Raw genomic sequence first — 11515 nt, 5'->3', positions numbered from 1 at the left:
GTCAAACCATTTTCATCATCTTTGGTGCAGCAACGCTGCATGACTGGCTAACGGGATCGATAGTTCAATAATACAGCGGGAGTCTAGGACTTTATTTTCTGGTCCATGGCTACCGCTGTTTTGATCCTTCAAGATTACGCCAAATCAACAGTTCCAGTCTAAAACTTTATTATCTTCGAACACCAACTACCTAAGGAAGACGTATAACACGGTCTGGTGGCTTGTAAAACTAGCAAAACCTCCCCCGCTTCACTTCGGAAGGATTGAGTCCGTACTGCTTGCGAAACGCCTCGGAGAAATGACTGAAGTTGGAGAATCCCACGATGAGTGCAACCTCACTGACATTCAGATTGCCTTCCCGCAGCAATCCAAGCGCTTTTTCCAAACGCCTTTCCCGCAAATAGGCAAATACACTCGTCCCGAACTCTTCTTTGAAGCCAATCTTTAGCTTGTATTCATTGAGCTGTGCCATACGCGCCAGTTCGATCAGAGAAGGCGGAGACTCCATATGTTCGAGTAGAATGTCACGGGCGTTGTGAATCTTTTCCCGATCACTCCGAGATAACTGTGACCTTGGTCGCTCTTCCCGCTCGAACAAAAACGTATCCAGCGCCGACGACACAATCTCCAGAATCTTGCCTTCCGCATGCAATCTCCGCAGCTTCAGATGGGAGGATGAAAAATCGTTCAACTGCTGGAGCATCCGCGCCATATTCGGTTGCAATGGCATCCGAAACAGACGATAGGCTTGATTGCCAAGCAGCCCTTGAAAGGAATACGCTGCTCTCACATCGCTCTCAGCCACCCAATCATTGAATTGCTCCACGGAAATACCGATCCCGACAGATCGATGAGGAATATCCGCCCGGTACATAAAATGCGCATGAAAGTCGTTCATCAATTGAAGGGAGCAGCTCCCAGGCAAAAACTCGTGCTGACTTCCCGACACGACGAACTCCCCGCTCCCCTCCAAACAAAAGCTAAGCTCAACCATGGCTGCCTGCGACTGTAAATCCATGACGCGGTTTTCCTGAAGGGAATAGCTGGATTCGACCAGCTCCAATCCCGGTCGAGGAATCAGTCTCCGAAAGTAGCCATCATTATTCGTCAGTGTATACCGATTCGCTTCGGACACAATGCGATCACTTTTTGTAGAGGGCAATGCATTGATATAGCTATCGTATATGGAATGTACAGATGCTTGCTCCATGACCTTCTCCCTGCCTAACCATATGTAGGATGATCTTGCAAATGATTCTTATTCTCATAATAGTTACACAGGCGACTATCTGCAACTACAAAAGCTGCCCCTCACAACAATGGGCAGCTTCCTTTTCCACGATACTATTTATACTCATAAAAACATGGATAAGAATAGGCGAGAAATTCAAAACCTTTTTTCTCCAAAATCGGCCGACTCATTGGACTTGCATCGACCATTAAAAGCGGATACCCACGCTCGTGTGCTACTTGTACCCGTACTGCCACCAGAGCCGTATAATAGCCTTTATTTCGGAAGTCAGGCAAAGTAGATCCTCCCCACAGACTGCCAAAGGACGTATCCTCATGCAAGTACATCCAAGCTGCACTCACTGCCTGATCGCCACTGTATGCCGCGTACACGAGAAGGTGCTCAGGGTCTTCGGCCAAATCCTTTTTCAATCTCGCGGCCAACTCCGGATTTGCACTGCCCCATACTTGCTCTTCCAGTTGCATGATGTCATCGATCCCTGCCGAATTGGTGATTTGGCGAATCTCTGGAGGAATGCTACGGCTTCGCATGTCCTCTGCTTGCGCCACATCCATGACCAGCAACGCTTCTTCCTCTCCTGCTGTTAAACCATGCGCCTGCAACCGTTCGAGCAGATTCGCAGGCTGGTCATAATCAAACAGCTTCCATTCAAAAGACTGTTGAAGGCTTGAGAAATACTCGATTTCGCGTGCGATGAGTTCCTCTGCATTTGCCTCAGACAGACTGGAAAACAAGACTGTTCCTGGCTCATCTGAGAGAGAGACGTGGCGAACAATATGCTCGGTCTCTTCTCGGCGAACATGCGGATAAGTCATCTCCACTCTCATTTCTTGATCGTACAGTCGTAGTAACTCTTGTTTGCGCAAGTTTATTCCTCCTATTTAGTGCAAAATGTTCAGCAAAAACGTTAATGTACCTATACTGATCACCGTCGTAACCAACACGCTGCTAGAGACGAATTGTGGACGCATGTTGAATTGGATCGCATAGATCGCAGTAGTTGCGGCAGAAGGCATGGCTGCCAGAACGACCAGCACCTTTTGCAGCAACGGATCAATCGGAAATAACAGACAGATGAGGTACGCCAAAAGTGGTGACGCCACCAGCCGAATGACACTCGCAGCACTGAGTCCCTGCCACTCTAGCGCTTTGGTAGATACATTGGCGAGCTGCATGCCCAAGATGAGCATCACAACTGGAATCGCCGCCTGTGCAACGAGATCAATCGCCTGGTAATAGCTTTGCGGGATGACGATTTGCAGCTGTTGCAGCAAAATCGCGAGAACTACAGCGTAATTGGATGGCTGTTTGAAGATCGCCTTGATGGCCGTCCCCATCCCATTCCCGCCTCGGGAGGCAAAATACACGCCGAATACGCCCATCATGATCGCGTGAAAAACCATGATTTGCACCGCATACGTAAAGCCGGCCTCTCCGAAGGCGAACAAAATAATTGGCGTCCCGTAGTTGCCACTGTTCATGAAGGCGGTCGCGAGCATCAGTGCGCTTTCCTGTTGCTTGTCGTATTTGAATAATCGTGCCGTCAACTGCGTGATCACAACGAGAGCAGCCAGCAAGAGCAGCGAAATCACCACGATATAAAATAATTGCAAGTCGAGCTGTGTTTTGTAAAACGTACGAAAGACTAGCGCCGTCGACAAGATGTAAATCGCCAGGGAAGAGATCGGTTTCAAATCCATTTTGAAAATGCGCTGCAAAATATAGCCGCTAAGAAAAATGAGCAGGACAGGCAGGATGACTTCCACAAAAATCATGATTCTTCCCTCCTACCGTGCTGCTTCCATGAAGCTTTTGACCTCGGACAGCGTAGGCATGGCGGGAATGGCACCTGATCTTGTTGTCGTAAGCGCACCTGCGGCATTAGCAAAGCGCACCATGTCCTCTAATGTGGCTTGTGGAATATCCAGCATACTTTCCCCCGCCTCAAGAAGCTGATAGAGCAGCGCGCCCACAAACGCGTCTCCCGCTCCAGTCGTATCGATCGCGGTTGCTGGAAATCCATCGACTGTACCGAAATGATTTTGTGTGCGGTAAAAACACCCCTTTTCCCCCAACGTGACAAAAACAGCTTGCAGATCATATTGCGCAAGCATCCACGCTGTCGCTTCCACAACATCCTCGCTCCCCATGAGAAAAGCCAGCTCTTCCTCGGACAGCTTGACGATATCGGCCTGCGCCATTCCTTTGAGGGCCATAGCCTTCGCTTCCTCCAGATCCCCCCATAAGGACGCTCGAATATTCGGGTCAAATGAAAGGAGCCGCTGATGCTTTTTCGCGTACTCGACGGCTTTCCAGGTTGCTGATCTGGCTGGCTCATGAGTCAAGGACAACGTACCGAAATGAAAAATCGCTGCCTGTGCAATCAGCGCCTCGTTCACGTCTTGTTCCCGCAGCATAATGTCTGCACCCGGATTGCGGTAAAAGTGAAAAGAACGATCGCCTGTCTCATCGAGATGGACAAAAGCCAACGTCGTAGGCGCTTCCTCCGTGAGTACGAGCCCTTCTGTGCCAATATTCTGTCGGATCAAGGTCTGTTGTAAAAAACGCCCAAACACATCGTTTCCCACCGCACCGATAAAGGAAGTCCGCTTCCCAAAGCGCGACAGAGCGGCAATTACATTGGCTGGCGCTCCTCCAGGATTTTGCTCAAATGCAGCGCTGTCCGGCTTTTCCTTCTGCTGTACAGGTGTAAAATCAATCAATAACTCGCCACATGCAACCACTTCTATCATGTTGATTTCCTCCGATGACCGTGATAGCTCCAGTATGTCACAGGTTCTTTTTTTTGCCAATGAAGGTCAGCAACTGTATGTTGATGTTTCCATTTGGTAAAATCGGGAAACGAGGTGATTCGCTGCGAAAAGTTTTGGGCTTACCATTTTTGAACCAGCTGGAATAAGAACCGATTATCCTTTGGTTGATTTGGAGAAAAAACAGGTGACAGCAAGAATCTTCTATAAAGATAAACTTCTGATGACAGTGCTCGTTGATTTACGATCAGATCATATTCATAAGGAAGGAAATCTATCAGAAGTTGCTCACCTTACTACCCCAGATGGAATGCAGATGGTAGAGGAAGAGAGAGAAATTAGCTTCATAAAGAGCCAGGCTGAGTTTTTCATTGAAAACAGCATTTCGAATCCTACAGCATACGAAGAGCAACTCATCAAAGAGCAATTGCGAAAGTAAAAGAAATGGCTAAAGATCCAGACATAATCTGTGATCTCTAGCCATTTTTTTAATAGATCGTCAAATCCCACGTACTTGCCATATGCTTGAGCATTGCTACCCCAGCTACACTGTTTCCGTACTGGTCAATAGCAGGGCCATACACACCGATTCCGCAGCCGCCAGCAAAAGGCAGCTCCCCAGAGCGCCCACGCGGAGGGACGGCAGCCATAATGCCTCCTGACACGCCGCTTTTCGCTGGCACGCCCACAAAAGCAGCGAAATTACCGGAAGCGTTGTACATGCCGCATGTGACCATCAGTGCTTTGGTCACGCGAGCCAGCTCTTTGCCGAAAAGCTGTTCCTTGCGTATCGGATCATAGCCATCATGCGCCAGGATCAAGCCGATTTTCGCGATGTCCTCTGCCGTTACCTCCAGAGAGCATTGCCGGATGTACACGTCCAAAGCATCCTCTACCGGACAAGCCAAAAAGCCAGTAGCTGCGAGATAGTAGGCGAGGGAACGATTGCGGTTGGCCGTTTGCCGCTCGGAGTGATACACTTCCTCGTTGATCTGATGCTTGCGTCCTGTCATGCGCTCGACCATGTCTTGAAAGGAGCGAAATTTTTCCTGGACTCCGTTCCCCTGTAACAAGGAAGACACCGTAATGGCTCCTGCATTGATCATCGGATTAAAAGGCCTTCCTGGCTTGTGCATTTCCAGCCGAACCATCGAATCAAATGCATCTCCCGTAGGCTCTACATCCACCTGCTCCAATACATTCGCAATCCCGTGATACGTACATGCTGCGAGAAAGCTGATGACTTTGGAAATGCTTTGCAGGGTGAAAGGAGCATCGTAGTTGCCTCCCCTACTGATTTGTCCATCTGGTCCCATCACACAAATCCCTAGCTGTGTTGGGTCAGCCTCTTTCAAAGCAGGGATATAAGCAGCGCATTTGCCCTTGCTGGACTCCCCACGATATTGCTCGATCCATTGTTCCAAGCAGTCTGTTTCGATCGTTCTTGTTTGCTGCGCCACTTGACTAACCAACTTCCTTTTCACCGTCGATTTAAGCTTTTTGAGGTGGTTGAACATCGTCAGGAATGAGCGAGAAATATTCTTCTCCTTCCAAACGTTCCTGCAATTCGGCTTTTGCCTGTTCGATCAGCGCTGGGTTTTCCATCACCTCGATCGCTGTAGCTGCCATGACTTTACCTGCTTGCAGCATCCCTTTGTGTGCGATTGGCATGGCCCCTTGCGAGACGACCTGCCACGTATGGAAAGGCGTCCCCAGTGCCCAGCATGTCGTCATGCATTGCATCGTCGGTACTTGCCAGCTAACATCTCCCACATCCGTAGACCCAGCAAGCGTAAACTCGTTCGTAGAAAGTGGTCCGATCACATCCGCAATCGCTTTGTCCTTCAGTTGCTTCGCTGTTTCACGATCCAAACCGAACAACGAAGCTCTCATATCCTCAGCTGTTAACGTTGCCTGAATTTGTTTGGCATATTGCTGATCTGCTTCATCGTACGTAGGCACGCCGACTTCAACCAGATTTTTGTGCATGAGCTTCGCTAATACCGTATTCGGCACAAGATCAGAAGCTGTCCCCTCAAACACCGCTTCCATGGTGGTTCCCGTCATCAAGGCGGCTCCCCGTGCGATGTTGTAGACTCTTTCATATAGTTCCTTCACTTGCTGCTTTTTCGGAGCACGAATCAAGTACACGACCTCCGCAAACGGCTGGACGACGTTTGGTGAAATTCCGCCTGTATTCGTAATCGCGTAATGTACCCGTGCTTCTGGAATCATATGCTCTCTCATGTAGTTCACGCCTACGTTCATCAGTTCCACGGCATCCAAGGCACTGCGTCCCAAATGCGGAGCGGCGGCTGCATGCGCGCTTTTTCCGTAAAACTGAAAACGAACAGAGTAATTCGCAAGCGAGCTGATGTTCATGATGCTTGGCGCTGTCGCAGGGTGCCAGGAGAGTGCAAAATCTACGTCAGCAAATACGCCGGCCCTTGCCAAATACGCTTTTCCAGAGCCCGCTTCTTCTGCTGGGCACCCATAGTAACGAACTGTACCTTGTAAGCCAGTTTGCTCCATGTAATCCTTGATGCCAACCGCTGCTGCCAACGCTCCGGCACCTAAGAGATTATGTCCACATCCATGCCCATGACCGTCCATGACAATCGGCTCATGGTTGATCGCGCCTTTTTTCTGGCTCAAGCCTGCCAGCGCATCATACTCGCCCAGGATGGCTACAACGGGCTTGCCACTTCCGAAGCTGGCAACAAAACCTGTACCCAGTCCAGCGATTCCTTTCTCCACTTCAAAGCCCTCTGCTGCCAACGCTTGACACAAATACTCGGCAGAACGATGCTCCTCGAAGTAAATCTCTGGCGTTTCCCAAATTTTATCGCTAACGCGAATAAACGCGTCTCTTTTTTGTTCAATTAACGCAGAAATGATCTCGGTTCTGTTCATTTCATACGCTCCTTTCTCTAGTTGTTCAGGCGGATGCACTGTCGGCGTTTTGCTTCAACAGCTCGCCTTTTTCATAGTTCAATGATAGTAGTGCACCAATGCAGATGACCGCGAAGCCGATCAGCATCCAGAACGCTGCATCAAATGAACCGTTAAACGCTTCTACGATGAAACCAATCGCCATTGGCGTGATAAAGCCAGCTAGCTGTCCACCTGTATTCACGATGCCCATCCCTGTTCCCGCTACAGCAGCCGGAAGATTTTTCAGGACAACAGACGGCAACAGGATGATCACAAAGGAAAGGAACAGCGACACAATCGCTTGGTACGTAATAAACATCGTCACACTCGATGCAGTAAACATGAAGTACAAGAGGACGGCGACTACCACACAGGAGAGACTACCAATAATTTTTTCGCGACCTTTTGGCAGCTTGTCCAGTACATAGCCGCTCACATAAATACCGACCAACGTAGCGAAGCCTGGGATCGTTTGCAGCCAGCCGAGTGAAATCATATCCAGTCCGCGTACCTTGCTCAAGTAAGTTGGCATCCAGGTTACGAGGCCCCAGTTTACTGCATAAATGCTAAAGTAAGCGATTAACAGACTCCAAAGCAGCGGTGTTTTAAACAGCATAGCCACTGAGGTTTTTGGTTGAGCGGAGCCAATTGTATTCGTTGCAGATTCTGCTTGTGGAAGTTTAATATAACGCCAGAACAGGAAAGCAATGATGGCGCCAATAGCTCCAATGATGACGAACATGGTTCGCCAGCCCATGGTTTGAATCATCCAAACGGATAAAATCGGGGAGAAAAGTCCAACAATGGCACTAGAGGAGAGCATCACGGACATGGCTCGCGAGCGTTCCTTGACAGGAAAGATGGTAGCGATAATCTTCGAGCTGGCTGGTTGGAAGCCACCTTCGCCGATCCCGAACAGAAAACGGATGAGAATCATCGAAGCCATAGACCAAGCGGCTCCGGTCAGCCCCGTAAAAATAGACCACATGACAACAGAAACGATGAGTACTTTTCTGGAACCAAATCGGTCTGCCAGCCAGCCTCCAGGCATTTGCATGAGTGCATAACCAGCAAAAAAACTACTGAGCAATAATCCCGTGGATGAAGCACTAAGCTGCAAGTCTTCTGTGATCGACAAAATGGCATAGTTCATGACGTATCGATCCAGGTTCCCTAATGCCCAGCCCAAAAACAGTAGCGCTAAAATCCAGTTTCTCGTGCGTGCTGATACCATATGTGTGGATACCTCCTTCTCGATGCATTACTAAGCTAGTCTTTCATTTTGGCGAAAGCGCATTCATCTCGTTCGATGACTGACGATCCGCGCAAATATGGTCCAGCTCTCTTAATTACCGCATATATTACGACATGTCGTTATATATACATTACGAAATGTTGAGACTATTGGCAACGGTTTTTTTTAACATTTCGATTTCTCTGCAATGAAAAAAGCACCCGTAACAGGGTGCTTACAAAAGTCTGTATCGTTTGATGGGTCTTCCTCGCGTTGATTGCGATTCCTCCCCTGAGCTTTCCGCCAGCTCAACGGCACACAAATCCGCGACGATTCGCTGTGCATTTCGCTCGCTCATTTGCAAATATTTGGCCAGGTCCTTTGTCGTGAAATCGGTCCAACCCATTTTTTGCAGCAAGGCATCGAGCTTTTTATAGCTTTTGACGCTGATGTTCCCCTTTTTCAGCTTTTCCAAAACCTCATCATCGTCGGCACGATACGAGTAAATGAGCTCCTCTTCCTGACCGACCCACTCCACGATCGTTCCGTCATCCTGAATCATGACAATATCTCGCGTTGCTTTTTCCTTCGATTGGCGCAGCGCACGATGGGCATTCATCTCTGCTGCAAAAGCCGTCTCTCCAAAACCGATTCCGACAGCGACCGTCGTATCTGCTTCCTTCGCCAAAAACTCTACTGTGTTTTGCAAGGTAGGAATCTCCCTGTGAATCGTCCCGCGCGTGCTGAAGATGACATATCGGCCATTCCCTTGCTCCAGAAGTGATCCGTCCACTTGCTCGCACAGCTTAATCAACGCTTGCTTTATACGCAGCTCCAAATATTGCAAATGATACGGGGTCTTTGCGCTTTCCTTGATTCTGTCAAATTGCTCGACCTCAATCATCTCGATCCCGATCTGTGTATCCTTGAAATACGACGTCCGCACTTTCTCGACAAACACGCGTACCGTTTGCTGGATTTCCATATGGCTTGGCGAGATCCAATAGGCTGGGATACCTGCTTCTACTAGCGCTTGATAAACGGTCGGATAGCAGGTCATGGCAGCGTCTGTCTTTTTCTCCTTCCATAGCGCAAGATGAAAATCTAGCAGCTCCTGCGGATCAATCGTAGCTTCGAACGTCTTCATATACATATCGCTCACAGAGATGTTGATGCTGTGTAGGGAATCTTCCATGAATTTGGTGGATAAAAGCATATCGATGCTGACGCGATCGATTAATTTCCGATGAGTGTAGACCATTTCCAAAAAGCCTTTATAGATGCTGGACTCCGTTGGGTAAATATGTTCCATCCGCTTGCCATCATCCAATGCTTGCCGGGCAATCAAGTACGGAATCGGTCCGGAAAAAAGCCAATGATCCACGTACTGGTCATTTTCCAAGACGATTTTTTCTGTCTCTTTTGTCTCTGTATACGGATACGGAACAAAATTCATTCCTTCCTCGAATTCCTTTGCAACCGCAAGAATCCTTTCTACCGATTGCTTGGGACCAACCACGCCGATTTTAAACATCCATCTATCAACCTCTGCGTTTCTATTTAGACGAGCCTTGCTTACGACCATTCTATACGTATTCACGCAAACAAATCCACCCTTCTCCAAACAAATTGGAAGGGAAGGCGTTGGTGAAAGGCGAATAACTCCGGATTCCATACCGAAAGGAGTCGTACCATGAATTTTAATCTGGAAGAAACGATTGAGGTTCTAGAGCGTACGCCACAAGCATTGGAATCCTTGTTAACGGGCTTATCGGATGGGTGGTTGCTGCACAGCGAAGGCGACGGCACCTGGCGTGCTACTGAGGTGATTGAACACCTCACCCTGGCGGAGAAAACGAATTGGCTCCCACGTCTGGAGATCATTCTTCAAGAGGGGGAGAGTAAGCCATTTCCTCCATTTGATCGCTTCGCTCACTTACAGGAGACGTCGGAAAGATCGTTCGAGCAAAAGCTGCTGGCATTCAAAACGCTTCGTGCCCAAAACATTGCCAAGCTGCGAACCCTCGTGGAACCGGAAAAGCATCTGGAATTAACCGGACTCCATCCCGCTTTTGGGGTCGTAAAAGTACGGGAATTGCTCTCTACGTGGGTCGTTCATGATTTAACGCATACAGCGCAAATTGTACGGGTCATAGCCAAAAGATACACAGCTGATGTAGGGCCATGGAGCGAATATTTAGGTATCCTGAACAAATAATCGAACAGGCAGTGGCAGCTCTAGACGCAAATGTACGTCATCGCTGCCACTGCCTGTATTTTTCACGGCAAAAACAACTGTGGAACCGTATATAGTGCAGGGGAACCTCCCGTATGCAGGAACAATACGTGATCACCCTTGTTAAAATGCCCTTCGCGAATCAGTCCGATCAACCCTGCCATCGCCTTTCCGGAATAGACAGGATCTAGCAAAATCCCTTCTGTCCGAGCGATCAGCTGAACGGCTTCAATCATGCCATCCGTCGGAATCGCATAGCCTGGCCCGACAAATCTGTCGTCGCAAAGCACAGCTTCTGCCCGCATGTCCCCTTGCAAACCGATCAGTGCAGCTGTACTGCGCAACAACCCCGTCACCTTTGCTTCTTGTGCAGCCCGATCACGGCTGACATTGATCCCGATTACTTTTGTGTTGGACTGGCGCGCCATAAAACCGGCAAGCAGACCGGCTTGCGTACCGCCACTTCCCGTTGCCGTCACGACATAATCGAACGGAGTCGTCGTTTCCCAAGCCTGCTGCTCGATTTCCTCCGCACACGCCATGTACCCCAATGACCCGACTTCATTGGAGCCTCCTACAGGGATCAGATATGGTTTTCTGCCTTGTTTTCGCAGACTTTCAGCGAGCTCTTCCATAGCTGCAAGCAAATCTGCCGCTGCGGGAATGACCTCGATTTTTTCTGCTCCGAGCAAGTGGAACAACAGATGATTGCCACTCGCTTGCGGTTGGTACTCGCCCGTCTCAGGCGCCGACAGCACGAGCTGGCAGTGCAAACCTTCGCGAACTGCCGCCGCCAGAGTCAACCGGCAGTGATTGGATTGGACAGCTCCACATGTAATCAACGTGTCTGCCCCTTGCTCGATTGCCTCCGCCACCAAATACTCCAGCTTTCGCGTCTTGTTTCCCCCTGCTGCCAAGCCAAGCATGTCGTCTCGCTTGATAGAAATGCTCGGTCCTCCTAACTCTTTGGACAGTCGCTCCAGCCTTTCAATTGGTGTATGACCCTGCGTATATTTTCTGCGATGGTAACGGATTTGGTTCATGCTTTTCTTCCCTTCTGCTTGGCGTTTGTTATGGGACGGAAAAAT

Annotated in this window: 11 protein-coding genes; 2 read left to right on the top strand and 9 right to left on the bottom strand. The window is 49.2% G+C overall.

Annotated elements, in window-relative coordinates:
- Positions 1–229 precede the first annotated feature (229 nt).
- The 4 genes from ACM6JA_RS22790 to ACM6JA_RS22775 all read right to left on the bottom strand — a co-directional run bounded on the left by ACM6JA_RS22790 (position 230) and on the right by ACM6JA_RS22775 (position 4005).
- Complete coding sequence (locus tag ACM6JA_RS22790; RefSeq protein ID WP_414854157.1) at positions 230–1210, bottom strand: helix-turn-helix transcriptional regulator; 981 nt, start codon at positions 1208–1210, stop codon at positions 230–232.
- Between the two features lie 134 nt (positions 1211–1344).
- A complete protein-coding gene (locus tag ACM6JA_RS22785) occupies positions 1345–2118 on the bottom strand; it encodes a GNAT family N-acetyltransferase (RefSeq protein WP_414854156.1) in 774 nt (257 codons plus the stop codon).
- Positions 2119–2133: 15 nt separating this feature from the next.
- Positions 2134–3027, bottom strand: a complete 894-nt coding sequence (locus ACM6JA_RS22780; protein ID WP_414854155.1) for an AEC family transporter — start codon at positions 3025–3027, stop codon at positions 2134–2136.
- Positions 3028–3039: 12 nt separating this feature from the next.
- A complete protein-coding gene (locus ACM6JA_RS22775) occupies positions 3040–4005 on the bottom strand; it encodes a carbohydrate kinase family protein (RefSeq protein ID WP_414854154.1) in 966 nt (321 codons plus the stop codon).
- A 205-nt stretch (positions 4006–4210) separates the two neighbouring features.
- Between ACM6JA_RS22775 and ACM6JA_RS22770 the strand changes: the two genes are divergently transcribed.
- Complete coding sequence (locus tag ACM6JA_RS22770; protein ID WP_414854153.1) at positions 4211–4462, top strand: hypothetical protein; 252 nt, start codon at positions 4211–4213, stop codon at positions 4460–4462.
- Positions 4463–4511: 49 nt separating this feature from the next.
- Here ACM6JA_RS22770 and ACM6JA_RS22765 read toward each other — a convergent pair whose 3' ends face one another.
- The 4 genes from ACM6JA_RS22765 to ACM6JA_RS22750 all read right to left on the bottom strand — a co-directional run bounded on the left by ACM6JA_RS22765 (position 4512) and on the right by ACM6JA_RS22750 (position 9725).
- Entirely contained in the window at positions 4512–5495 is a 984-nt protein-coding gene (locus ACM6JA_RS22765) for a glutaminase (RefSeq protein ID WP_414854178.1), read from the bottom strand.
- A 19-nt stretch (positions 5496–5514) separates the two neighbouring features.
- On the bottom strand, positions 5515–6936 hold the full coding sequence (locus ACM6JA_RS22760; RefSeq protein ID WP_414854152.1) for a M20 family metallopeptidase: 1422 nt from the start codon (positions 6934–6936) through the stop codon (positions 5515–5517).
- Positions 6937–6961: 25 nt separating this feature from the next.
- Positions 6962–8191, bottom strand: a complete 1230-nt coding sequence (locus ACM6JA_RS22755; RefSeq protein ID WP_414854151.1) for an MFS transporter — start codon at positions 8189–8191, stop codon at positions 6962–6964.
- Between the two features lie 235 nt (positions 8192–8426).
- Complete coding sequence (locus ACM6JA_RS22750; RefSeq protein WP_414854150.1) at positions 8427–9725, bottom strand: hypothetical protein; 1299 nt, start codon at positions 9723–9725, stop codon at positions 8427–8429.
- Positions 9726–9884: 159 nt separating this feature from the next.
- Here ACM6JA_RS22750 and ACM6JA_RS22745 point away from each other — a divergent pair, with 159 nt between their 5' ends.
- Positions 9885–10409: a DinB family protein gene (locus ACM6JA_RS22745; protein ID WP_414854149.1), complete on the top strand. Its 525-nt coding sequence runs from the start codon at positions 9885–9887 to the stop codon at positions 10407–10409.
- Between the two features lie 62 nt (positions 10410–10471).
- On the opposite strand, the gene ACM6JA_RS22740 is transcribed toward ACM6JA_RS22745, so the two are convergent.
- A complete protein-coding gene (locus tag ACM6JA_RS22740) occupies positions 10472–11470 on the bottom strand; it encodes a D-cysteine desulfhydrase (protein WP_414854148.1) in 999 nt (332 codons plus the stop codon).
- Between the last annotated feature and the right edge of the window lie 45 nt (positions 11471–11515).

It is taken from the genome of Brevibacillus sp. IT-7CA2 (assembly GCF_949767855.1).
Taxonomy (GTDB): domain Bacteria; phylum Bacillota; class Bacilli; order Brevibacillales; family Brevibacillaceae; genus Brevibacillus.
Note: the sequence above shows the minus strand (reverse complement) of the source record. Positions and strands in the feature narration are given on the sequence as shown.

Excerpts from the sequence above, each read along its gene's own strand:
- ACM6JA_RS22745 (WP_414854149.1), top strand. The coding sequence starts at position 9,885 with ATGAATTTTAATCTGGAAGAAACGATTGAGGTTCTAGAGCGTACGCCA.
- ACM6JA_RS22775 (WP_414854154.1), bottom strand. The coding sequence starts at position 4,005 with ATGATAGAAGTGGTTGCATGTGGCGAGTTATTGATTGATTTTACACCT.
- ACM6JA_RS22740 (WP_414854148.1), bottom strand. The coding sequence starts at position 11,470 with ATGAACCAAATCCGTTACCATCGCAGAAAATATACGCAGGGTCATACA.
- ACM6JA_RS22760 (WP_414854152.1), bottom strand. The coding sequence starts at position 6,936 with ATGAACAGAACCGAGATCATTTCTGCGTTAATTGAACAAAAAAGAGAC.
- ACM6JA_RS22750 (WP_414854150.1), bottom strand. The coding sequence starts at position 9,725 with ATGTTTAAAATCGGCGTGGTTGGTCCCAAGCAATCGGTAGAAAGGATT.
- ACM6JA_RS22790 (WP_414854157.1), bottom strand. The coding sequence starts at position 1,210 with ATGGAGCAAGCATCTGTACATTCCATATACGATAGCTATATCAATGCA.
- ACM6JA_RS22780 (WP_414854155.1), bottom strand. The coding sequence starts at position 3,027 with ATGATTTTTGTGGAAGTCATCCTGCCTGTCCTGCTCATTTTTCTTAGC.
- ACM6JA_RS22755 (WP_414854151.1), bottom strand. The coding sequence starts at position 8,191 with ATGGTATCAGCACGCACGAGAAACTGGATTTTAGCGCTACTGTTTTTG.